Source organism: Nonomuraea typhae (genome assembly GCF_009760925.1).
GTDB lineage: Bacteria > Actinomycetota > Actinomycetes > Streptosporangiales > Streptosporangiaceae > Nonomuraea > Nonomuraea typhae.
This window is the reverse complement of sequence record NZ_VRLV01000015.1, coordinates 182,798-205,977: the sequence shown is the minus strand read 5'-3', so window position 1 is coordinate 205,977 and position 23,180 is coordinate 182,798. Positions and strand designations below refer to the sequence as shown.

At 73.6% G+C, this 23,180-nt stretch carries 18 protein-coding genes and 1 pseudogene; 13 read left to right on the top strand and 6 right to left on the bottom strand.

The window, feature by feature from the left end; translation table 11 throughout:
• The first annotated feature begins 3 nt into the window (after positions 1-3).
• The 8 genes and pseudogenes from FVE25_RS41465 to FVE25_RS55705 form a co-directional block, all read left to right on the top strand.
• Positions 4-6,135 carry a type I polyketide synthase gene (locus FVE25_RS41465; protein WP_157252973.1) on the top strand — a complete coding sequence of 2,044 codons (6,132 nt, stop codon included), beginning with the start codon at positions 4-6 and terminating at the stop codon, positions 6,133-6,135.
• A complete protein-coding gene (locus tag FVE25_RS41460; protein ID WP_157252972.1) occupies positions 6,132-6,911 on the top strand; it encodes an SDR family NAD(P)-dependent oxidoreductase in 780 nt (259 codons plus the stop codon). Before FVE25_RS41465 ends, FVE25_RS41460 begins: the two co-directional genes overlap by 4 nt.
• A gap of 10 nt (positions 6,912-6,921) precedes the next feature.
• Complete coding sequence (locus tag FVE25_RS41455; protein ID WP_157252971.1) at positions 6,922-7,323, top strand: ester cyclase; 402 nt, start codon at positions 6,922-6,924, stop codon at positions 7,321-7,323.
• 16 nt (positions 7,324-7,339) lie between these two features.
• Positions 7,340-7,729, top strand: a complete 390-nt coding sequence (locus FVE25_RS41450; protein WP_157252970.1) for a nuclear transport factor 2 family protein — start codon at positions 7,340-7,342, stop codon at positions 7,727-7,729.
• A 137-nt stretch (positions 7,730-7,866) separates the two neighbouring features.
• Positions 7,867-9,507: an ABC transporter substrate-binding protein gene (locus FVE25_RS41445; protein WP_157252969.1), complete on the top strand. Its 1,641-nt coding sequence runs from the start codon at positions 7,867-7,869 to the stop codon at positions 9,505-9,507.
• A 38-nt stretch (positions 9,508-9,545) separates the two neighbouring features.
• Positions 9,546-10,505 carry an ABC transporter permease gene (locus FVE25_RS41440; protein WP_219825890.1) on the top strand — a complete coding sequence of 320 codons (960 nt, stop codon included), beginning with the start codon at positions 9,546-9,548 and terminating at the stop codon, positions 10,503-10,505.
• Positions 10,502-11,347, top strand: a complete 846-nt coding sequence (locus FVE25_RS41435) for an ABC transporter permease (protein ID WP_246268261.1) — start codon at positions 10,502-10,504, stop codon at positions 11,345-11,347. Before FVE25_RS41440 ends, FVE25_RS41435 begins: the two co-directional genes overlap by 4 nt.
• Positions 11,245-12,927, top strand: a pseudogene (locus FVE25_RS55705) (dipeptide ABC transporter ATP-binding protein); the annotation flags it as partial. The gene FVE25_RS41435 and the pseudogene FVE25_RS55705, both read left to right, overlap by 103 nt.
• A 42-nt stretch (positions 12,928-12,969) precedes the next feature.
• Here the strand turns inward: FVE25_RS55705 and FVE25_RS57385 are convergent.
• Positions 12,970-13,863 carry an alpha/beta hydrolase family protein gene (locus tag FVE25_RS57385; protein WP_484549359.1) on the bottom strand — a complete coding sequence of 298 codons (894 nt, stop codon included), beginning with the start codon at positions 13,861-13,863 and terminating at the stop codon, positions 12,970-12,972.
• Positions 13,864-13,909: 46 nt separating this feature from the next.
• Here FVE25_RS57385 and FVE25_RS41425 point away from each other — a divergent pair, with 46 nt between their 5' ends.
• Positions 13,910-15,019 carry a PucR family transcriptional regulator gene (locus FVE25_RS41425; protein ID WP_157252967.1) on the top strand — a complete coding sequence of 370 codons (1,110 nt, stop codon included), beginning with the start codon at positions 13,910-13,912 and terminating at the stop codon, positions 15,017-15,019.
• Here FVE25_RS41425 and FVE25_RS41420 read toward each other — a convergent pair.
• Positions 14,995-16,179, bottom strand: a complete 1,185-nt coding sequence (locus tag FVE25_RS41420; protein ID WP_157252966.1) for an acyltransferase family protein — start codon at positions 16,177-16,179, stop codon at positions 14,995-14,997. The two genes, FVE25_RS41425 and FVE25_RS41420, sit on opposite strands and share 25 nt — an antisense overlap.
• Before the next feature lie 107 nt (positions 16,180-16,286).
• On the opposite strand from FVE25_RS41420, the gene FVE25_RS41415 reads away from it, so the two are divergent.
• Positions 16,287-17,108: a pentapeptide repeat-containing protein gene (locus FVE25_RS41415; protein ID WP_157252965.1), complete on the top strand. Its 822-nt coding sequence runs from the start codon at positions 16,287-16,289 to the stop codon at positions 17,106-17,108.
• Here the strand turns inward: FVE25_RS41415 and FVE25_RS41410 are convergent.
• Positions 17,078-18,304 (bottom strand): RNA polymerase sigma factor, encoded by a 1,227-nt coding sequence (locus FVE25_RS41410; protein ID WP_157252964.1) that lies wholly within the window; start codon positions 18,302-18,304, stop codon positions 17,078-17,080. The two genes, FVE25_RS41415 and FVE25_RS41410, sit on opposite strands and share 31 nt — an antisense overlap.
• On the bottom strand, positions 18,304-18,714 hold the full coding sequence (locus FVE25_RS41405; RefSeq protein WP_157252963.1) for a YciI family protein: 411 nt from the start codon (positions 18,712-18,714) through the stop codon (positions 18,304-18,306). The genes FVE25_RS41410 and FVE25_RS41405 overlap by 1 nt, the downstream gene beginning before the upstream one ends.
• 233 nt (positions 18,715-18,947) lie before the next feature.
• On the opposite strand from FVE25_RS41405, the gene FVE25_RS41400 reads away from it, so the two are divergent.
• Both FVE25_RS41400 and FVE25_RS41395 read left to right on the top strand, forming a co-directional pair.
• Positions 18,948-20,048 carry an MFS transporter gene (locus FVE25_RS41400; protein WP_157253049.1) on the top strand — a complete coding sequence of 367 codons (1,101 nt, stop codon included), beginning with the start codon at positions 18,948-18,950 and terminating at the stop codon, positions 20,046-20,048.
• Positions 20,049-20,082: 34 nt separating this feature from the next.
• The gene (locus tag FVE25_RS41395; protein ID WP_157252962.1) at positions 20,083-20,277 is read left to right on the top strand and encodes a hypothetical protein; all 195 of its coding nucleotides are present in this window, start codon (positions 20,083-20,085) and stop codon (positions 20,275-20,277) included.
• A 31-nt stretch (positions 20,278-20,308) separates the two neighbouring features.
• Here the strand turns inward: FVE25_RS41395 and FVE25_RS41390 are convergent, their stop codons facing one another.
• Positions 20,309-20,971, bottom strand: a complete 663-nt coding sequence (locus FVE25_RS41390) for a response regulator (protein ID WP_157252961.1) — start codon at positions 20,969-20,971, stop codon at positions 20,309-20,311.
• A 141-nt stretch (positions 20,972-21,112) separates the two neighbouring features.
• Between FVE25_RS41390 and FVE25_RS56560 the strand changes: the two genes are divergently transcribed.
• Positions 21,113-22,267 (top strand): sensor histidine kinase, encoded by a 1,155-nt coding sequence (locus FVE25_RS56560; protein ID WP_157252960.1) that lies wholly within the window; start codon positions 21,113-21,115, stop codon positions 22,265-22,267.
• Here FVE25_RS56560 and bla read toward each other — a convergent pair.
• Entirely contained in the window at positions 22,264-23,133 is an 870-nt protein-coding gene (gene bla, locus FVE25_RS41380; protein ID WP_157252959.1) for a class A beta-lactamase, read from the bottom strand. The genes FVE25_RS56560 and bla overlap by 4 nt on opposite strands.
• Between the last annotated feature and the right edge of the window lie 47 nt (positions 23,134-23,180).

The following is a 23,180-nucleotide window of genomic DNA, read 5'->3' as shown; positions in this document are numbered from 1 at the left end:
GCCATGGCAGATGACGAGAAGCTGCGCGAATACCTCAAGCGCGCGATCGCCGATGTCCAGACCCTGCGCGGCCGCCTGCACGAGGTGGAGTCGAAGAGCCGGGAGCCCATCGCGATCGTGGGCATGGCCTGCCGCTTCCCCGGCGGGGTGAACTCGCCCGAGGACCTGTGGCGGCTGGTGAGCGAAGGCCGCGACGCGGTCACGGAGTTCCCCGCCGACCGGGGATGGGACCTGGAGCGGCTCTTCCATCCCGACCCCGACCACAAGGGCACCTCCTACACCAGGCACGGCGGCTTCCTCGGCGACGTGGCCGGGTTCGACGCCGAGTTCTTCGGCATCGCGCCGCGTGAGGCGCTGGCCATCGATCCGCAGCAGCGGCTGCTGCTGGAGATCGCCTGGGAGACGTTCGAACGAGCCGGCATCGACCCCGCCACCCTGCGCGGCAGCCGTACCGCGGTCTTCGCCGGGCTGGCGGGCGGCGACTACGGCGTGGGCCCGGGAACGCCCGCGGAACTGGAAGGCCATCTGGGCGTGGGCACGCTGCGCAGCGTCGCCTCGGGGCGGGTCGCCTACACCTTCGGGTTCGAGGGGCCGGCGGTGACGGTGGACACGGCGTGCTCGTCGTCGCTGGTGGCCTTGCATCTGGCGGTGCAGTCGCTGCGCTCGGGCGAGTGCGACCTGGCGCTGGCCGGCGGCGTGTCGGTGATGGCGACGCCGTTCGGGTTCGTGGAGTTCTCCCGCCAGCGCGGGCTCTCGGCGGACGGCAGGTGCAAGGCGTTCGCGGCGGCGGCCGACGGCACCGGGTGGGCGGAGGGCGTCGGCCTCCTCCTGGTGGAGCGGCTGTCGGAGGCGCGGCGGCTGGGCCACGAGGTGCTGGCCGTGGTCCGCGGCACCGCGGTGAACCAGGACGGCGCCTCCAACGGCCTGACCGCGCCCAACGGGCCCGCGCAGCAGCGGGTGATCGCACAGGCGCTGGCCTCGGCCGGGTTGCGCGGGAGCGAGGTCGGCCTGATGGAGGCGCACGGCACCGGCACCACGCTCGGCGACCCGATCGAGGCGCAGGCCATCCTCGCCACCTACGGGCAGGGGCGCGAGGAGGGGAGCCCGCTGTGGCTGGGTTCGCTGAAGTCCAACCTCGGGCACGCGCAGGCGGCCGCCGGCGTCGGTGGCGTGATCAAGGTGGTGCAGGCCATCCGGCACGGCGTGCTGCCCAGGACCCTGCACGTGGACGAGCCCTCCCCGCATGTCGACTGGTCGGCCGGGGCGGTGGAGCTGCTGACCGAGGCGCGGCCGTGGCCGGAGCCGGAGGTTCCGCGCCGGGCCGGAGTGTCCTCCTTCGGGGTGAGCGGCACCAACGCCCACGTGATCATCGAACAGGCGCCCGGGCAGAGTGCTCAGAGGGGATCGGAACAGGCGCCCGGGGAGGCGGCTCAGGGCCCACAGGACGGCCGGGCTCCGGAGGGTGCGGCGGCCGGGATCGCGCCGTGGCCGGTCAGCGGGCGTTCGCCCGAGGCGCTGCGTGACCAGGCCGGACGTCTGTCCGCCTTCCTCCGCGACCGCCCGGAGACCCGGGCCGCCGACGTGGGCCTGTCGCTGGGCCGTACCCGCGCGCATTTCGAGCACCGCGCGGTGGTGGTGGCCGCGGACGGTGCGGACCGCTCGGCCGCGCTGGCGGCCCTGGCCGAGGGCGAGCCGTCGGCCCACGTGGTCGCGGGACGGCCGGGGCGCGCGCTGGCCTGGCTGTTCAGCGGGCAGGGGAGCCAGCGCGAGGGGATGGGACGCGTGCTGCACGCGCGCTACCCCGTCTTCGCGGACGCCTTCGACGCGGCCGCCGCCGAGCTCGACCGGCATCTCGGCGGAGTGCCGGTACGGCAGGCCGCCTTCGGGATCGGCGATCTGATCCACCGGACGACGTACACGCAGGCCGGGCTGTTCGCCCTGCAGGTGGCCCAGGCGCGGCTGCTGGAGTCGTGGGGCGTGCGCCCGGACTTCGTGGCCGGGCACTCGATCGGCGAACTGGCCGCGGCCCACCTCGCCGGGTTGTGGTCGCTGGCCGACGCGGCGGCGGTGGTGGCGGCCAGGGGACGGCTGATGGGGGAGTTGCCCCCGGGAGGCGCGATGGCCGCGATCGAGGCGGCCGAGCAGGACGTCCTGGCGGCGCTGCCCGAGGGGAGCGAGGTCGGCCTGGCAGCCGTCAACGGCCCGCGCTCCGTGGTGATCTCCGGCCGGGAGGACCTGGTCGCCGGCGTGGTGACCGGCTTCCAGGAGCGGGGGGTGCGGACGCGGCGGCTGCGGGTGAGCCACGCGTTCCACTCCGCCCTGATGGAGCCGATGCTCGACGCCTACCGGCAGGTGCTGGACGGGGTGGAGTTCGGCGCGGTCAAGATCCCGCTGGTGTCCACGCTCACCGGCCGGGCCGCGCGGGACGGCGAACTGGCCGATCCCGGCTACTGGGTCCGGCAGGTCCGCGAGCCCGTGCGCTTCGCCGGCGCCCTGACCACGCTCGGCGGTTCCGGCGTGACCGGCTTCCTGGAGCTCGGCCCGGACGCCGTGCTGTCCGTGCTGGCCGATGGCAGCCTGCCCGGCGCGTCCTTCGCCGCCTCGGTGCTGCGCAGGGACCAGCCCGAGGAGTTGTCGGCCATGCGCGCGCTCGCCGGCGCCCACGTGCACGGCAGCCCCGTCGACTGGGCGGCGGTCCTGCCCGGCGGGCGGCGCGTCGGCCTGCCCACGTACGCCTTCCAGCATCGGCGCTACTGGCTCGACCCCGCCGCCGGCGCCCCGGCCGGCGGGCATCCGCTGATCTCCGCCGCCGTGGTGGCCGCCGAGAGCGACCAGGTGCTGCTGTCGGGACGGCTCTCGCTGCGCACCCATCCCTGGCTGGCCGGCCACGCCGTCATGGGCACCGTCATCGTCCCCGGGGCCGCGCTGGTGGAGCTGGCGGTCCGCGCCGGGGACGAGGCGGGATCGAGCACGCTCGAAGAGCTCGTCGTGGAGGCGCCGTTCGTCGTCCCCGATCAGGGTGACGTGGAGTTCCAGGTCTCCGCCGGGGCGCTCGATCACGACCGCCGCCGGTCCGTCGCCATCCACTCGCGCACCCCCGGAGCCCCGTGGGCCCGGCACGCCTCGGGGTTCCTCGCCGAGGGCGCCGCCGAGCAGCCCGCGCCGATGGCGGTCTGGCCGCCCGACGGCGCGGCGCCCGTGCCCGTCGGCGACGTCTATCCCGCGCTGGAGGCCGCCGGGCTGTCCTACGGCCCCGCCTTCCAGGGGCTGCGCGCCGCCTGGCGGGACGGAGACGTGCTGTTCGCCGAGGTCGAGCTGGCCGCGCCGTACCGGGAGCAGGCGGAGGGGTTCGGCCTGCACCCCGCGCTGCTCGACGCCGCCCTGCACGTGGCGGCGCACGACGGCCTGCGCGACAGCCCTCCCGGGCACAACCGGCTGCCCTTCGCCTATCGCGGCGTGCGGTTGCACGCCTCCGGGGCGCACGCCCTCAGGGTACGGCTGGCGTTGCGCGGCCCGGACGAGCTGGCGCTGCATGCCGCCGATCCGTCGGGGGCGCCGGTGCTCACGATCGACTCGCTGCGCGCCCGCCTGATCTCGGCCGACCGGCTGCGGCCGGCCGGGGATCCATCGCTCTTCCAGGTGACGTGGGTGCCGCTTGCGGCCGGTACGGCGGGGCACGACGCCGAGGTCCTCGTGGTCCCGTCGCCGCCCGGCGCGGCCGCGTCGGGGGAGGCGGCTCAGGAGCACACGGCCTGGGTGCTGGATCGGCTGCGAGAGTGGCTGGCCGGGGACAGTTCCGGCCGCCTGGCCGTGGTCACCGCGAACGCGACGTCCGCGGTCGCGCCCGACCCCGCGATGGCGGCGGCGTGGGGGCTGGTGGGCTCCGCCCAGGCGGAGCATCCCGGGCGCATCGTCCTGGTGGACGTGACGGAGGACCCTGCCACGGACTCCGGCGCGCAGGCCGCTCCTGGAGCGGAGGACGGCTTTCCGGGCGTGAGCACGGATGGCTTCGCCGCCGCCGTCGCTGTGCGTGCGGCCGTTTCGGCCGCGGTGGCCGCCGGTGAGCCGCGGGTCGCGCTCCGGGGCGGCCGGGTGTTCGCGCCGCGGTTGGCCCGGCCGGCCGGAGCGGATGCCGGGCGGGCGTGGGATCCCGAGGGCACGGTGCTGATCACCGGCGGCACCGGGGTGCTCGCGGGCGAGCTGGCCAGGCACCTGGTCGCCACCCGGGGCGTGCGGCGCCTGCTGCTGGTGAGCAGGCAGGGGGAGCGGGCGGCGGGCGCCGCCGTACTCAAGGAGGAGCTGAGCGCGGCCGGGGCGCACGTCACGCTGGCGGCGGCCGACGTGGCCGACCGGGCGGCGCTGGCGGAGGTGCTGGCCGCGATACCGCGGGAGCATCCGCTGACCGCGGTGGTGCACGCGGCGGGGCTCACCGACGACGGCGTGGTGACCGCGCTCACCCCCGAACGCCTCGAGGCGGTGCTGCGCCCCAAGGCGCACGCCGCCTGGAACCTGCACGAGCTGACCCGGGAGCACGACCTGGCCGCCTTCGTCGTGTACTCGTCCGTCGCCGGTCTGCTCGGCGCGCCGGGACAGGGCGCCTACGCGGCGGCGAACGCCTACCTCGACGCGCTGGCCGCGCGGCGAAGGGCCGCGGGGCTGCCGGGCATCTCGCTGGCCTGGGGGCTGTGGGCGCGGCCGAGCGGCATCACCGCCCGCCTGACCGACCTCGACCGGGCGCGGGCGGCCCGCTCCGGGCTGCTCGCCCTGGCGACGGAGGAGGCGCTGGCGTTGTTCGACGCGGCGCTGCGCACCGGCGGGCCGCTGGTGGTCACGGCCGCCCTCGACCTGGCCGCGATCCAGGACCCGCCGGCCATCCTGCGCGCCCTGGTACGGCCGGCCCGCAGGACCGCGGGCGCCCACGCGGCCCCGGGACCGGCCCTGGCCCGGCGGCTGTCCTCCCTTCCGGAGGAGGCGCGGGCGGCGGCCGTTCTCGAGACGGTCACCGAGCAGGTGGCGGCGGTCCTGGGCCTCGAGCCCGGCGCCGTCGCGGCCGAGCGGCCCTTCGGCGACCTCGGCCTGGACTCGCTCACCGCGGTCGAGCTGCGCAACCGGCTCGACGGGCAGAGCGGGCTGCGGCTGCCGGCGACCGTCACCTTCGACCACCCGACGCCGGACGCGCTCACCGTCTTCCTCCTGAAGGAGCTCGCCGCGGCGGAGCCGGACGACGATCGGCCGCGGCCGGGGCCCGCCGGCGGGCAGGGACCGCTGGCCGTGCTGTATCGGGACCTGTGCGGCAAGGCGGAGTTCGCCGCGGCGGCCGAGCTGCTCGGCGTAGCCTCCCGGCTGCGCTCGACCTTCGGCGACGGGCAGCGCGCGGAGCACACGCCGCCGCCGATCCGGCTCGCCTCGGGCGACGGGGTCGCGCTGATCTGCCTCCCGGCCGTCAGCGCCATCTCCGGGCCGCACGAGTACGCCCGCTTCGGCCGCGCGATGACCGGCGAGCGGGACGTGCACGTGCTGCGCTCACCCGGCTACGACCCGGCCGACCTGCTGCCCGACACCGTGGAGACCTACGTGCGCGCCCAGGCCGACACCGTGGAACGCCTGGCCGGATCGCGTCCCTACGTGATCACCGGCCGGTCCATGGGCGGGGCCGTCGCGCACGCGGTCGCCGCCGAGATGGAGAACCGGGGCGTCCCGGCGGCGGGGCTCGTGCTGATCGACTCCTATCCCGTCGACAGCGCGGCCCGCGAAGGCATGAGCGAGTGGTGGCTGGCCGCGATGATCACCGGGATGCTGGAGCGCACCGAGCGCTACCGGATGGTCTGGAGCGACGCGAGCCTGACCACGATGGGGGCCTACGGCCGCCTGCTGGACGGCTGGCAGCCCAAGCCGATCGCCGCGCCGACGCTGGTCGTGCGGGCCACGCAACCACTGGCCGGAACCGTCGTCGATCCGGCCGGGCGCCATGACTGGCGGGCGTTCTGGCCGCTGCCGCACGAGGTCGCCGACGTGCCGGGCGACCACTTCACCGTGCTGGAAGAGCACTCGGACACGACGGTCGCGGCGGTGCGCGCCTGGATCGACGCCCTCGCGGCCGGACCCGTTTCCCCAACCGAAAGGACACACGCATGAGCGTTCAGGTCGTGGCCGTCACCGGCGCCGCCTCCGGCATCGGCAGGGCCACGGTGGAGTTGTTCGCCGGACGCGGGGCCAAGGTGGTCGCCGTGGACGTGGCCAAGCGCGGGCTGGACGATCTCGCGGCCGGCCATGACGGCGTCGTCCCGCTGGTCGGCGACGTCTCGGCGGAGGAGACCAACGCCGAGCTGGCGGCGCTGGCCGTACGCGAGTTCGGGCGGCTGGACGCCGTGGTGCTGAACGCGGGCATCGGCGGCGCGGGACCGCTGGAGTCGCCGGGCGCCATCGAGCGCTTCGAGCGGATCCTCGCGGTCAACGTGCGGGGCGTGGTGCTGGGCATCCGGGCGGTGCTGCCCGCCCTGCGCGCCTCGGGCGGCGGCTCGATCGTGGTCACCTCGTCGGTCTCCGGACTGCACGGCGATCCGGGCACCTGGGCCTACAACGTCTCCAAGGCGGCCGTCATCAACCTGGTGCGCGCCGCGGCGATCGACTACGCGGTGGAGAACATCCGGGTCAACGCCATCGCTCCGGGTGGTACGGCGACGCCGCTGACGGCCGGGGTCATCGCCCATCCCGCGCTCGGGCCGGCGGTGACCGAGCGCATCCCCCAGCGGCGCTGGGCGGAACCGCGGGAGCAGGCGGAGGTCATCTGGTTCCTCACCTCCCCGGCAGCGTCCTACATCACCGGCGTCACCGTTCCCGTGGACGGCGGGCTGACCGCGAACAGCGGCCTGCTGCTGCCGCCCGCGGTCCCCGGCGGCGAACCCCGATAAGGAGATCACGATGAGCATCGACGACAACAAGAACACCGCCCGGCGCCTCTACGAGGAGGTGATCACCCTGCGCCGCCCCGAGGTGCTGACCGAGATCGTCGCCGCGGACGTCGTGGACGAGGCCGTCGGCAACGGCGCCGGCGGCCGGGCCGACTTCGTCGCGCACGTGCAGGGCGTGTGGGACGCGGTCGAGGACGTCAAGGCGACGGTCACGGACCTGGTCGCGGAGGGCGATCGCGTGGTGGTGTTCTGGCGGATCGAGGGGATCCAGCGGCTGCCGTTGTTCGGCGCCCCGGCCAGCGGGCGGCACTTCACCGGCCACAGCATCAGCACGATCACGTTCCGGGACGGTCAGATCATCCGATACAAGGTCCTTCCCGACCGTCTCGGCATTCTTCAGCAAATTTCATGAATTAAAGGAGCGATGGATGGCAGATCTCTCGCGCGACGATATTTCCGATATTCGGGGGACGCTGGCCATGTTCTCCCACGCGTTCGACAACAAGGATCTCGAGGCGCTCAGCCGTGTCTTCGCCGAGGACGGCGTGCTGGAGCTGACCAAGGGCGCGGGCCGGGTGATCGGCGGGCTGCGCGCCATCGGCGAGTTCGCGATCGCCCTCGGCGCGGACGCGCCCGACCACCACACGCTCGACACCCACGTCTACGTGGCCGAGGGCGTGGTCCGGGCACGCAGCCGCTACCTGGCGATCCTGCCGGACGGCAGCGTGCACAACGGCGACTACCTGGACGAACTCCGGCAGACGCCGGACGGCTGGCGGATCGGCAGACGCGTCTCGATTCCCCGATTTCCCAGATAGGAAATAGGGGTTGTTAGGGGTAGTGACCAACACCCCTATAAACCTACTCTTCAGGCAATTCCCAGATTTATTCTCATCCGCCGGAGCGGTTTATGCACATGCCCAGAAATTTCCGGTTTTCGCGCGCCAAAGTGGCAATGGGAGCGCTTGCCGTACTTCTCCTGGGGGCTTGTTCCGCTCCGGCGGCAACCTCGGCGGGAAGCGCGGCCCAAAGCCCCGCCGCCCGGGGGCCCGTCAAGGGCGGCTCGCTGACCTTCGCCGCCGACACCGAGCCCGTCACCTTCGACGTGCACGTCAGCGCCCAGGACATCACCGGCGCCATCCTCCGCAACGTCTTCGACTCCCTGATCGCCGAGGACGCGGCCGGTAAGTTCCATCCCTGGCTGGCCGAGTCGTGGGAGGCGGCGCCCGACCTGAAGAGCTACACCTTCCGCCTGCGCGAAGGCGTCACCTTCCACGACGGCACCCCCTTCGACGCCCAGGCCGTGAAGGTCAACTTCGACCGCATCGCCGACCCGGCCACGAAGTCGCAGCTCGCCTCCAACCTGCTCGGCCCCTACACCGGCACGAAGATCATCGACTCGCGCACGGTGAAGGTCGAGTTCGCCGCGCCCTTCGCGCCCTTCCTCCAGGCCGCCAGCACCGCCTACCTGGGCTTCTACTCGCCCAAGACGCTCGCGGCCAACGCCGCCACGCTCGCCTCGGGCGGCCCGGCCGCCGTCGGCACCGGCCCGTTCGTCTTCACCGGCTACACCAAGGGCCAGCAGGCCACCTTCACCCGCAACGACGCCTACGCCTGGCCGCCGAAGACCGGCGCCCACGCCGGCGCCGCCTACCTCGACAAGCTGACCGTGCGCTTCCTGGCCGAAGCCTCGGTCAGGGTCGGCGCCCTGACCAGCAAGCAGATCGACGTCGCCGCCGCCATCCCGTCGGCCCAGGTCAAAACCGTGGAGGCCGGCGGTACGGTCACCGTACTGAAATCCGACTACCCCGGCGGCAACTACAACATCTACCTCAACACCTCCAAAGCCCCCCTGAACGACCTGAAGGTCCGGCAGGCGCTGCAACGCGGCGTCGACGTGGACACCAACGTCAAGGCGCTCTACTTCGGCCAGTTCAAGCGGGCCTGGAGCCCGCTGTCCCCGGTCACCCCCGGCTACAACGCCGCGCTCGAGAACACCTGGCCCTACGATCCGGCCCTGGCCGGCAAGCTGCTGGACGAGGCCGGCTGGACCACCAGGGACGCCGACGGCTACCGCACCAAGGACGGCAGGCGCCTGGTGGTCGACTGGCCGCTGCTGCCCGCCCAGTACCTCAAGGACCAGCGCGACGTGCTCGGCCAGGCGTTCCAGGCCGACCTGAAGAAGCTCGGCGTCGAAGTGACCCGGCCCCAGGCCGACATCGGCACCTACCTGGAGCGCGTCTACGGCGGCAAGGCCGACCTGGCCGACTACAGCTGGTCGCGCTTCGAGCCCGACGTCCTGTGGCTGCTCTTCAACGGCGCCAGCAAACTGGAGAAGGGCGGCCAGAACGGCACCTTCCTCGACGACCCCGACCTCACGAAGTGGACCGACCAGGGCCGCGCCACCCTCGACGAGGCCGTCAGGAAGGACGTCTACGCCAAGACGCAGCAGCGCGCCCTCGACCTCGCGATCGTCATCCCCGTCTACACCCAGGCACAGGTCCTGGGACTGGGCAAGCACGTGCGCGGGCTCACGCTCGACGCCAACGCCTGGCCGCTCTTCCACGACGTCTGGCTCGACCGGCCGGCACGATGAGCACACTGCTCGACCGGCCGGCTCGACCGGCCGGCCCCATGAGAACGCTGCTCGAGCGGCCGGCCGGCCCCATGACGACCCTGCTCAAGCGGCTGGCCGCCGCCATCGCCGTGGTGTACGGCGCGGCCAGCCTCGCCTTCCTCTCCCTCCACCTCATCCCCGGCGACCCGGTGGCCATCCTCCTCGGACCGGCCACCACCGCCTCCCCGGAGGTCAGGCGGCAGATCAGCGCCGAACTCGGCCTCGACCGCCCCCTGCTCGCGCAGTACCTCGGCCACCTCGGCCGCCTGTCCACCGGCGACCTCGGCTCGTCCTACCAGCTCCAGCGGCCGGTCTGGTGGCTCATCGGCGACCAGCTCGCCCCCACCGTCCAGCTGACCGCCGCCGCGATCGCCGCGGCGCTGCTCATCGCGCTGGTCTCGGCGGTGAGCACGGCGGGCCGCCGCCCGGCCGCCCGCGCGATCGCCACCGCCTGGGAGCTGACCGCCGTCTCCCTGCCCTCGTACTGGCTGGGCGTCCTGCTCCTGACCGCCTTCTCCTTCCACCTGCGCATCTTCCCCGTCATCGGCGGCCAGGGCCCGGCCGCGCTGGTCCTGCCCGCGCTCACGCTGGCCCTGCCGATCGCGGGCGTGCTGGCACAGGTCCTGCGCGAAGGGCTGGAGAGCGCGCTGGCCCAGCCGTTCGCGCTCACCGCCCGGGCGCGCGGCCTGTCCCAGAGCGCGGTACGGCTGCGCCACGCGCTCCGGCACGCGGCCGGATCCCTGGCCACGCTCACCGGCTGGCTCGTCGGCACCCTGCTCGGCGGAGCCGTCCTGGTGGAGACGGTGTTCGGCCGCCCGGGGCTGGGCGCGCTCACGCTGCAGGCCGTCCAGAACCGGGACATGCCCGTGGTCATGGGCGTCGTGGCGGTCTCGGCGGCGGTGTTCGTGGCCATCTCGGCCGCGGTCGACCTGCTCCACCGGGTCATCGACCCGCGGCTGAAAGGCGTGGTGACGTGACGACGCCGATCGTGCTGCGCTCCGGCGTGCGCCTTTTGCCGCGCTCGTGGCCGGTGCTGGCCGCCTGGGCGGTGCTGATCCCGTTCGCGGTGGCGGCAGCCGTACCCCAGCTTCTGACCGGCGCCTCGCCGATCGCCATCGACCCCGCCGGCGCGCTGCTGCCGCCCAGTCCTGCGCACTGGTTCGGCACCGACCAGCTCGGCCGGGACCTGTTCACGCGGGTCGTGCACGGCAGCCGGCCCTCGCTGCTGATCGGGGCGGGCGCCACGGCCGTGGCGGTCGTCGCGGGCGGGGTGCTCGGGCTGGCCGCCGCGCTCGGCGGCCGGGTGGCCGACCAGGCGGTGATGCGCCTGGCCGACGTCCTGATGGCGTTGCCGCAGTTGCTCGTGGCCCTCGTCGTGCTCGCCGTCCTGGGCGGCGGCACCGCCAACCTCGTGCTGGCCATCGCGATCGCGTTCGCACCGGGTTATGCCCGGATCGTGCGCGCAGAGGCGCTGGTGGTGCGCGGCTCCGGGTACGTCGAGGCGGCGCGCGGGCTCGGGCTGCGCCGGCCGGTGCTGGTCGTCCGCCACATCCTGCCCAACGCCGCCGGCCCGCTGCTGGTCCTGGCCACGGTGGGGTTCGGCACCGCGCTGATCGCCGGGTCGGGGCTCGGCTTCCTCGGCTTCGGCACCCAGCCGCCCGCGCCGGAGTGGGGGGCGATGCTGGCCGAGGGGCGCGACTTCCTGGAGTCGGCCTGGTGGCTGGGCGTCTTCCCCGGCGCGGCCATCACCGTCACCGTGATCGCCGTGAACGTACTGGGCCGGGCCGCCCGCGCCCGGTTCGCCGGGAGGACGCCGTGATCGAGGTCGAAGGGCTGGACGTGCGCTTCGGGGCGGTTCACGCCGTCCGCCAGGTGTCCTTCGCGGTGGCGCCCGGCGAATGCCTGGCCATCGTGGGGGAGTCGGGCTCGGGCAAGAGCGTGACCGCCCGCGCCCTCGTGGGGCTGGCTGGGCCGCGGGCCCGGGTCACCGCCCGCCGGCTGGCCTTCGAGGGCGAAGACCTGACGGGACTGGGGGAGAGGGGCTGGCGGGCGGTCCGGGGCCGGCGGATCGGCCTGGTCCTTCAGGACGCGCTGACCTCGCTCGACCCGCTCAGGACCGTCGGCGCGGAGATCGCCGAGACGCTGCGCACCCACCGGGTGGTGCCCCGCGCCGACGTCGCGGCCCGGGTGCGCGGCCTGCTGGAGGACGTCGGCGTCCCCGAGCCGGACCGGCGGGCCCGCCAGCACCCGCACGAGCTGTCCGGAGGGCTCCGGCAGCGGGCGCTCATCGCCTCGGTGCTGGCCGCCGCGCCCCGGCTGCTCGTGGCCGACGAGCCCACCACCGCCCTGGACGTGACGGTCCAGGCGCAGATCCTGGACCTGCTCGGCGCGCTGAAGGAGAACGGCGCGGGGCTCGTCCTGATCAGCCATGACCTGGCCGTGGTGGCCCGGCTGGCCGACCGGGTGGCGGTCATGCGCGAGGGGACGATCGTGGAGCAGGGCGCCACCGCCCGGATCCTGGCCGAGCCCGGTCATGCCTACACCAAGGCCCTGATCGCCGCGGTCCCGTCCGTGCACGCTCAGCCGGAGCCGGAGCCGGAGCCGGAGCCGGGACCGGAGCGCCCGATCGTGCTGGCCGCCGAACGCCTCACCAAGCGGTTCCGCACCCCCGGCGGCGCCTGGCACCACGCGCTCGAGGAGGTGTCCTTCCACGTCAGGGCAGGGGAGACCCTCGGTATCGTGGGGGAGTCCGGCTCCGGCAAGACCACCGCCGCCCGGATCGCGCTGGGCCTGCTCGACCCCGACGGGGGACGGGTCCTGCTGGACGGCCGGCCGTGGAGCGGCGTGCCGGAGCGCGAGCGCAGGACCCGCCGCCCCGCCATCCAGGCCGTTCAGCAGGACCCGCTCGGCTCGTTCGACCCCCGCTACACCGTCGAGCGCATCGTGGCCGAGGCCGCCGCGCTGACCGGGATCCGCGGCCGGGCCCGCGCCCGCCGCGTCGCGGCCCTGCTGGACCAGGTCGGCCTGCCCGCCACGGTGCTGCGCAGGCACCCGCGCGAGCTGTCGGGCGGGCAGCGCCAGCGGGTGGCCATCGCCCGCGCGCTGGCGCCGGAACCCGGGCTGCTCGTCTGCGACGAGCCGGTCTCCGCGCTCGACGTCTCCATCCAGGCCCAGATCCTGGACTTGCTGGCCGGGCTCCGGCGCGAGCTGGACATGGCGATGATCTTCATCTCCCACGATCTCGCGGTGATCCGTCAGGTGAGTGATCGGGTCGCCGTCATGAAGGACGGCCGGGTGGTGGAGTCCGGGCCGGTGGGGGAGGTGTTCGCCGCCCCCGCCGCGCCGTACACGCGGGCGTTGCTGGCCGCGGTCCCGGTCTTCGCGCCGGGAGGGGAGCGGAGCCGGATAATGAATCTACAATGTAAAGGCGCCCGCCGTGTTTCACTGAACGGGGACGAGGGCGTTGCGGCGTACGTCCGACCAGGTGCCACGATCGGTGCAGATGCCACAGGGCGGGCCGTAGAAGACGGCCCGGGCCTCGGGGTCGTCCATGAGGTGCAGGCGGAACCAGGCCGTCGTCGGGGCGGCGAACGGGCCGGGGGAGCCCACGACCGTCAGATGGTCGGCGCCGCGCACCTCGCCGTAGACGGCCGGGATGTGACCGGCGTCGTTGTAGAACGCCTTCACCAGCGCGGGCCAGACGATGCCGTCGCGCTGCCCGGCCATGAGGAAGGCGGGGCCGTGCACGGCGTCGATGTCGGCCAGCGGGCCCGGCTGGATGGGGACGATGGTGTCCACGCGGGGGTCGGCGCCGACGACGATGGCGGCGGCGCCGCCCTGGGAGTGGCCGGCGGCGCCGATGCGCCCGAGGTCGACGCGGCCGTGGAAGACGCTCCGGGGGTCGGCGTCACGGGCGGCCAGGGCGTCGATGCCGGCGCGCATGGAGATGCCGGGGTTGGACATGGGCGTGTTGGCGGCCGAGACGATGAAGCCGTGGCCGGCCCAGTGCAGGAGGAGGTCGCGGTAGACGTACGGCACGGCGCCGGTGCCGTTGCCCCAGACGATGACCGGGTGGCGCAGGGTGCTGCCGGCGATGTCGCGCGGGTAGTAGAGGGTGTTGACCGGGCCGATCTCCACGGCGGTGGCCCAGGGGCCGGGCGCGCCCCAGTTTCCGCCGGTCGGGGGGAAACCGGTGGCCGCGCGGGCGGGGGTCGTGGCGGTGGCGGCGATCACGGCCAGTAAGACGGCGAGCAGGCGACGGAACACGGGCGGCCTCCTGACTGGGGGGTTTGCTCGATGGTGACGGCGCTGGCAGGCTGGCGTCGCTCCGCACATGCGGCAATCATTGACGCTGCGGTTTGTGCGATGTGACGATCCGGGGATGCCGGACCTGCTTGATCGGATGGCTCCGCGGGTGCGGGAGCTGACCGCCGCGGTGCTCGCGCGGTGCGTGGCCGAGGTGCCCTTTTACCGGGATCTGCCGCGTGAGGTGCTCGAGGGCGAGGTGAGCCGGTCGGTGACGGCGGTGTTCGGGCTGATGCTGCGGGGGTTGCGGGATCCGGGGGCGGTGGGCGCGGGGGAACTGGCCAGGCTCATCGAGTGGTCGGCCCGGCGGGCCGAGGAGCGGGTGCCGCTGGAGGCCGCCGTGGCCGCGTACCTGATCGGCGCGCAGGTGTGGTGGGGCGCGGTGGCCGAGGAGGCCGGGCCGGGGGAGCTGGCCGAGGCGGGCGCGGGGCTGCTGGGCTGCCTGCGCACCGCGATGCCCGCCGTCGCGCTGGCCCATCAGCAGGCGCTGGAGGACATCCGGGGTGAGGACAAGCGGGTACGGCGGGCGTTGCTGGCGGCCCTGCTCGGCGGCCGGCCGTATGAGGGGCTGGCCGCGGCGGCGGGGGTGGAGCTTGGGCAGGCGCACGAGGTGGTGTGCTTCGCCTTCGCGCGGACGCCGCCGCCGAGGCTGGTGCAGTCGGCCCTGGACGCCCATGCGGGCACGCTGGTGCTGGCCGATCACGCCGAGGGCATCGCGCTGCTCCCGGCGGGCAAGCCGCTGCCCGATCTGGCGGCGGTGGTCGGGGGAGCGCCGCTGCTGACGGCCGCGTGCGCGGCCGAGCCGGGCGGGATCCCGGCCGCGGCGGAGGAGGCGCGCGAGGTCATGGCGCTGGTGCAGCGGCTGGGCCGGCCGCCCGGGGTGTACCGGTTCGACGACGTGCTGGTGGAGTACCAGCTCGCCCGTCCCGGTTCCGGCCTGGCCCGGCTGGCGGCGAAGCTGGATCCCCTCGACGCCCACCCGTATCTGCTGGAGACGTTGCGGGTGTTCGTCAGCCGTGGCCACAATCGCCGCCAGAGCTCGCTCGACCTGCACGTCCACCGCAACACGCTGGACTACCGGCTGCATCGGGTGGCGATGCTGACGGGGCTGGATCTGGCCGTGCCCGCCGAGGCGCGCCTGCTGGAGGCGGCGCTGACCGCCTACGACCTCATGCCGAAGAGGTAGCGGGTGACCGCGGTCCGCCGGATCACCAGGTCGTAGACGGCGAAGGTGAGCACCAGGGAGGCCAGGATCACGATGGCCAGCTTGACCGCGAGCGGCAGGTGCCAGGAGACGACGAAGAAGGCCACGGCCACGACGATCGGCTGGTGCAGCACGTACAGGGGCAGGACGGCGGGCGCGAGGTAGGCGGAGAACCGGTTGCCCCGGCCTGCCGGGGTCGTGGCGGTGCGGGGCCGGTCCACCAGGCCCATGATGGCGACGACCCAGGACCAGCCGGCCACGCCGTACAGGATTCTGGCCCCGATCGCGAAGGGCGTCGTGGCCTGGAAGATCTGGTCCCCGGCCAGGAGGAACGCGGGCGATCCCAGCAGGAAGGACGCCAGCCCGGCCGCGACGGCGAGCTTGGCGTCGCGGCGCATGGCGTGCCGGAAGCGTTCGTCGGCGGCGATCACGAAGCCGAGGCCGAAGAAGAGCAGGTAGGTCCAGTGGTGCCAGCCGCCGTACTCCTGCTCGATGCCCAGCAGCGCGGACGACAGCGCCGGCAGGAGGGCGGGCACCAGGATCGCCCCCCGCCGCCGCTCGGCCACCGCGGCCAGGCGGGAGCACACGGCTCGCGCCCGGGCGGCGGGAACCCAGCGCGCCAGCGGCGCCAGCAGCAGCGCGAACGTCAGCAGGAGCAGCACGAACCACAGGTGGCCGGTCTCGAAGGACTCGCCCTGCAGCACGAACGGGAACCTGCCCCATTCCACGCGCACCTGGAAGAAGCGCGGCAGGAACTCCAGATAGGACTCCGCGTACCCGGGCTGGGCGCGCAGCCGCAGCCACTGCGGCACCGGCAGCAGCGTTACCAGCGCGAACACCAGGGGCACCCCGAGCCGCTGTAACCGCTCCAGCGCGAACCTGCCCGGTCCCCGCCTGGCCAGCGAGTGCCAGGCGCCGAGGCCCGCGATGAGGAACAGCGCGGGCATCGCCCACACGACCGCCAGCCCGGCGAAGATCGTGGTGACGCCGGTGGTGTCGGCGTTCTTGACGTAGAAGTCGCTGCCCGAGTCGAAGACCAGGGAGGAGTGGAAGAACACCAGCCCGACCACCACCAGGGCGCGCAGGGCGTCGAGGGCGGTGTGCCGTTCCGGCCGCGTCGTCGAGAGTGGCTCGGCGGTCATCACCGATCCAGTGTCCGCCCGCCCGCCGGTGAGCGCCAGGGACGGCCGTGCGCCCGGCCTGCCGGGCGGCGCCTCCGGGCTCGCGCGCCCGATAGCCTGGAAGCATCATGCACGACGAATCTCTGCGCGCCGACTGTTCCAGCTGTTTCGGCCTGTGCTGTGTGGCGCTGCCCTTCGCCCGTTCGGCCGACTTCGCCCTCGACAAGGAGGCGGGGCGTCCGTGTCCCAACCTGAGCGAGGACTTCCGCTGCGGGATTCACCCCCGGCTGCGGGACGAGGGTTTCACCGGCTGCACGGTGTACGAGTGTTTCGGGGCCGGGCAGAAGGTCGCCCAGGTCACGTACGGCGGGCGGTCGTGGCGGCAGGAGCCGGCGACGGCGGAGGAGATGTTCGCCGTGTTCCCGGTGGTGCGCCAGCTTCACGAGCTGCTGTGGTACATGACCGAGGCGCTGTCGCGGCCCGCGGCCGAGCCGGTGCACGAGGAGCTGCGCAAGCTGCTGGAGCGCACCGAGGCGCTCACCCGCGAGGGCCCGCAGGTGCTGCTGGGCCTGGACGTGGTGGAGCTGCGCGGTGAGGTCAACGCGCTGCTGCTGCGCACCAGTGAGCTCGTGCGCGCGGGGGCGGGCCGTAAGCAGAGGGATCGCCGCAACGCCGACCTCATGGGCGCCAAGCTCAAGGGCGCCGACCTGCGGGGGGCGAACCTGCGCGGCGCCTACCTCATCGGCGCGGACCTGCGGGGCGCCGATCTGGGCCGGGCCGATCTGATCGGCGCCGACCTGCGGGGTGCGGACGTGCGGGGCGCGCGGCTGGCCACGAGCCTGTTCCTGACGCAGTTCCAGGTCAACGCCGCCCGCGGTGACGCGGCCACGACCCTGCCCGAGGCGCTGAGCAGGCCCGATCACTGGCGGGCGGCCCGGCCGTACAAGTAGCGCTGCTCCTGGAGGCTGGCGGTCCGCGCGGCCGCGCGCTCGTATTCGGCCCGTGCGCCCTCGCGGTCGCCGGACATCTCCAGCAGGTGGGCGCGGACGGCGTGCACCCGGTGATGGCCGGACAGCGCGGCTTCCGCGTCGGCCAGCCGCCTGAGGCCGGCCTGCGGGCCGTGGACCATCGCCAGCGCGACGGCGTGGTTGAGCACGGCCATCGGGTTGCCCGACACCCGGATCAGCACCTCGTACAGGGCGGCGATCTGCGGCCAGTCGGTCTGCGCGGCGCTGGGCGCCTCGTCGTGCAGGGCGGCGATGGCCGCCTGCAGCTGGTACGGCCCGGCCGGGCCCTTGGGCAGCGTGCGGGTGATGAGGCCGGCGCCTTCGGCGATGTGGTCGCGGCGCCAGAGGGAGCGGTCCTGCTCGGCCAGCGGGACGAGGGAGCCGTCCGGCGCCCGGCGGGCGGGGCGGCGGGCGTCGGTGAGGAGCATGAGCGCCAGCAGCCCGGCGGCCTCGGCGTCGCCGGGCAGCAGCCGGTGCGCGATTCTGGCCAGCCGGATGGCCTCGGTGGTCAGCTCGCCTCTGACCAGGTCGGGGCCGGTGGTGCTGGCGTAGCCTTCGGTGAAGATCAGGTAGAGCACGTGCAGGACGGCTTTGCCGCGTTCGCCGCGCTCGGCTTCGCAGGGCAGGCGGAAGGGGAGGCCGCTGTCCTTGATGCGCTGTTTGGCGCGGGTGATGCGCCGGCTCATGGCCGGTTCCGGGACGAAGAAGGCGCGGGCGATCTCCCGGGTGGTCAGGCCGCCGACCGAGCGCAGGGTGAGGGCGACCTGGAGGTTGGGCGCGAGCGCGGGGTGGCAGCACAGGAACAGCAGGATCAGGGTGTCGTCGCCGTCGGGCGGGGGCCGGTCGGCGGCGGGGGAGAGCCAGGCGCCGGGCAGCGCCAGGGCGGCGGTGTCGTCTTCGCGCCGGCGGCGGGCCTGCTCGCTGCGCAGCAGGTCGGTCAGGCGCCGTGCGGCCACGGTGATCAGCCAGGCGCGCGGGTTGTCCGGCGGCCCGGTCTGGGGCCATTGGGCCGCGGCGGCGATGAGCGCTTCCTGGACGGCGTCCTCGGCCAGGTCGAAGTGGCCGTAGCGGCGCACGAGGGCGCCGAGGACCTGCGGCGCCTGTTCGCGCAGCAGGTCCTCGATCGCGGGTGCGGTCATCAGGCCAGGTCGCCGGCGCCGTCGACGATGGGGCGGACGTCGGCGTAGGCGCTGGCGCGCGCGCCGGCGGGGGCGGGGCAGCCGGCCAGGCGGGCGGCGAGCTCGGTGGCGCGGTCGAAGCCGGCGCATTCGACGATCGTGTAGCCGGCCAGGACCTCCGTGGTCTCGGGGTAGGGGCCGTCGGTGACGAAGGGGACGCCGTCCTTGCTGCCGACGCGCCGGGTGTGGGCGGGGGCGGCCAGGCCGCGGGCGTCGACGAACTCGCCGGACTCGCGGAGTTCGTCGTTCCACTGCCGCATGAACGCGGTCATCGCGGTGAAGTCCTCGGCCGTCCAGGCGGTGGCGCCGCCCTTGCCCGCCATGGCGTCGTAGTCCTGCTGGGAGGCGTACAGCAGAATCATGTACTTCATGCTCGTCCCTCTTTCGTGACCGGCGCCGCTCCGGCGCCTCTCACCGGGGACGTCGGAGCCGGGTGGCTCACTCCGACACTATCCTGGGCGGCAATCTAAAAATCTACAATGTAAAGGCGTCCGGCCGGGTTCTCACCCCCGAAAACCCGGCGAAAAACCCGTCAGCGAGGGAGTAGCGTGGCGGCATGAGCTGGCGACATTGACCTGAACCTCGGCTTTACGCCTATTCCTTCATCGCGGAGTTCGTCCTCTTCTATCCGGTCTACGCGGTGTACTTCACCACCACCGGCCTGTCCGCCGGCGAGGTTTCCTCGCTGTTCGCGATCTGGTCGGCGGCCGGGTTCCTGCTGGAGATTCCCTCCAGCGTGTGGGCCGACCGGTTCTCGCGCAGGCGCCTGCTGGTGCTCGCGCCGCTGCTGAGCGCGGCCGGGTTCGCATTGTGGACGTTCGTGCCGTCGTACGGGGCCTTCGCCGCCGGGTTCGTGCTGTGGGGCGCGGCGTCGGCGATGCAGTCGGGCACGTTGCAGGCGCTGGTGTACGAGGAGCTCGGGCGCCTGGGCCGGGCCGACGGCTACGCGCGGGTGATCGGCCGTTCTGAGGCGCTGGCCTCGGTGGCGGCCGTGGTCGCCGCCCTGGTGGCCGCGCCCGTGCTGGCCGCCGGCGGTTATCCGGCGATCGGGCTGGCCAGTGTGGCGGCCGGGGTCGTGGGGGCGGGCGCGGGTCTGCTGCTGCCGGAGTCGCGTGGCGCCGATCGGGGTGGGGGTTCGTATCTGTCGGTGGTGCGTGCCGGGGTGACGGAGGTACGGCGGGCGCCGTCCGTGCGGCGGGTGCTGGTCATCCTGTCGGTGGTCACCGGGATGACGGCGGTCGATGAGTATCTGCCGTTCCTGGCCGTGGCGGGCGGGGCGGCGGCGCCGGTGGTCGCGGTGCTGGTGGCGCTGGTGATCGCGGGGATCGCGGCGGGCGGCTGGCTGGCGGGGTACGGTGCGCGGCTGTTGCCCGTGGTGCTGGGGGTGGGGGCGCTGGCGCTGGGGGGTGGTGCGGCGGGTACGCAGGTGGCGCTGTGGCCGGCGTTCGTGGTGGTGGCGCTGGCTTTCGCGGCCTTCTCTTGGGCGGTGGCGGTGCTGGACGCCCGGTTGCAGGACTTGATCGGGGACGAGGCGCGGGCCACGGTGACGTCGATGGCGGGGCTGGGGTCCGAGGTGGTGGCGCTGGGGGTGTTCGCCTTGTACGGGGTCGGCTCGGGGTGGGTGGTGCCGTGGGTGCTGGTGGGGCTGGCGGCGGTGCCGTACCTCGTGATGGCGGTAGCGGCGGCGGGTGATCGGCCGATGTAGGAGTGGATGGTTCTCCTACGGTGAGGGAGCGCTCATGATGTCGCACAACCGTGTATGGATTCGCCGGTTCGCCGCGTGCGTTCTCGGCGCGGGGGTCGTGGTTGCCGCCGGGCTCGTGGTCATCTCGCCGGCGGGGGCGGAGGCGATCGCGCGTCCGGACGCCTCGGTGGTGCGGCTTCCGCAGGTGGTCGAGGCGGGTCAGGTGGGGCAGGTGAAGCTGCCTCGGTGAGGTCGTCTTCTGGCCGCGGCGGTGGGCGGGGTCAGGGGCGGCGGGGGGAGACGAGGCCGCTTTCGTAGGCGAAGGCGACCGTCTGGGCGCGGCTGGACAGGCCGAGTTTGGCCATGGCGCGGTTGAGGTGGGTTTTGACGGTGGCCTCGCTGACGTGCAGGCGGGTGGCGATGGCGGCGTTGGACAGGGCGCGGCCGACGAGGGTGAGGACTTCGGTTTCGCGGCTGGTCAGGGGGGCGAGGTCGGGGATGGGGGTGCTGGTGCCGGGTTCGGGCTGGAAGGTTTCGATGAGGCGCTGGATGAGGCCGGGGGACAGGAGGCTGTCGCCGGCGGCGACGGTGTGGATGGCTGCCAGCAGGCGTTCGGGCTGGGTTTCTTTGAGCAGGAAGCCGCAGGCGCCGGCGCGCAGGGCCTGGTAGACGTAGGCGTCGATGTCGAAGGTGGTCAGGATGAGCACGTGGGGCGGTGGGGGTTCGGCGGCGGCGAGGATGTGCTGGGTGGCGGTGATGCCGTCCATGGTGGGCATGCGGATGTCCATGAGGATGACGTGGGGGCGGGTGGTGGCGGCCAGCCGTACCGCTTGTTCGCCGTCGTCGGCTTCGGCGACGACCTGCAGGCCGGGGGCGGCGCGGATGAGGGCGGCGAGTCCGGCGCGGATCAGGGTCTGATCGTCGGCGACGAGCACCTTGATCATGGGAGTGTCACCCGCCAGTCGGCGCCGGGATCACCGTCTCGCCGGTGATCGTTTCGAAAAAGCCTGACATGTCCGGTCAGTGCGTTCAAGCCGGGTGGTTACTATGCGCCCATGCCGCGCCTTGTGAGCGTTGTCTCCTTTGTGAGGGACCGTCCGACTCTGCTGGACGGGGCGGTCGCGCTCGCGCTGACGTTCGGTTCGTGGCTGTGGCCGCTGGTGGAGCCTCATCCGCTGGATCGGGCGCCGGACGGGTGGGCGTTGTTCCTGTGCGCGCTGGTCAACATGCCGCTGACCTTCCGGCGGCGCCTGCCGGTGGCGATGCTGGTGGTCTCGTGCGCGGCCGCCTTCGTCTACCACCGGCTGGGTTTTCACTACGGGGCCAACTCGATGGGGCCGTTGCTGGGGTTGTACTCCGTCGTCGTGCACGGTTCGCGGCGGGCGGCGCTGCCGGCGGGCGTGCTGGTGCTGGCGGAGTGGGTTCACGCCAACATGCTGCCCAAGCAGATCTGGGGCTCGTTGTGGTACTCGCTGGTCGTGGTGAGCTGGACGGTCCTGTTCGCGGCCGGGATGCGCACGCTCAAGCTGCGCAACGCCGAGCTGGCCGATCTGGCCGGGCTGCTGCGCAGGGAGAAGGCGGTCGCGGCCCGGCAGGCGGCCACCGAGGAGCGGGTGCGCATCGCGCGTGAGCTGCACGACGTGGTCGCCCACCACATGTCGGTGGTCTCGGTGCAGGCGGGCCTGGGCCGTTACGTGCTGCGCAGTGATCCGGACACCGCGCTGGACACCCTGGACACCATCGCGCGCACCAGTGGTGAGGCGCTGGCGGAGATGCGCCGCCTGCTGTCGGTGCTGCGGATCGAGCGGGACGGCGACGCCGAGCCGTACACCTCGGCGCCGAGCCTTGCGGACCTGGAGGGGTTGCTGCGGCGCATGAGCGCGGCCGGGGTGCGCACGGAGCTGGAGGTGCGCGGGCGGGGGCCGGAGCTGTCGCCGGGCATGAGCCTGAGTGTCTACCGGGTGTTACAGGAGGCGCTGACCAATGTGATCAAGCATGCGCCGGGGGCTCGGGCGTGGGTCACGCTGGAGTACACCGCTGACACGCTGACGGCCAGCGTCAGGAACTCCGGCAGCCCCGGCGCGCGGCCGCCGGGGCCGGACGGGCACGGGCTGATCGGGATGGGGGAGCGGGTGAGGTTGTATCAGGGCTCGCTGAGTGCCGGGCCGTTGCGCCAGGGCGGGTTTCTGGTGCGGGCGCAGTTCCGGCTGGCCGCCGGGACGTCGTGCGAGGGGGGCTAGAGCTTGCCGAGGGCCTTGGCCAGTGCGGTGGCGGTCTTGGCGATGACCTTCTGGTCGGCGGGGAGGCCGTTGGCGGTGCGGTTGGTCAGGACGGAGATGATGATCGGCTGGGTGGCGCCGGGTGGCCAGGCGATGGCCACGTCGTTGGCGGTGCCGTGGTTGCTCGCGCCGCCGGTGCCGGTCTTGTCGCCGACCGTCCAGGTCTTGGGCAGGCCGGCTTTGATGCGCTCGGCGCCGGTGACGGAGTCGCGCAGCCAGGCGACCAGGCGTTCGCGGTCGCGGGTGTCGAGGGCGTCGCCGGTGGTGATGCGGGTGAAGCTGCGGGCGGCGGCCTCGGGGGTGGTGGTGTCGCGTTGTTCGCCGGGCTTCCATTCGGTGAGGTGCGGCTCGAAGCGGTCCAGGCGGCTGGTGCGGTCGCCGATGGAGCGGAAGTAGCCGGTCAGTCCCGAGGGTCCGCCGATCTGCTTGAGGAGCAGGTTGCCGGCCAGGCCGTCGCTTTTGGTGATTCCGGCGCGGCACAGCTGGGCGGGGGTCATGCCGGTGTCGGTGTATTCCTTGGTCTCCGGTCCGTTGTCCATGACCTCGCCGGGCTGCCAGCGGACGATGCGGTCCATGAGGCCGGGGTCGCTGCGGCGGGCCTTGGCGAGGACGGCGGCGCAGGCGTAGACCTTGAACATGGAGTTGAAGGGGAAGCGTTCGCCGGCGCGGTAGCCGACGGTGCGGCCGGTGGCCAGGTCGATGGCCACCGCGCCGATGCGTCCCTCGTAGGCGCCCTCGAGCGCGCGCAGCCGGCGTTGGAGCGCGGGCTCGGTGGTGACGGGGTTGAGCAGGGCGGAGGTCAGCATCACCGTGACAGCGAGGTTCATTCGCCCGATGAGAACAGAGATCGTCGGGCTCTGTCCAATAGTGGTAT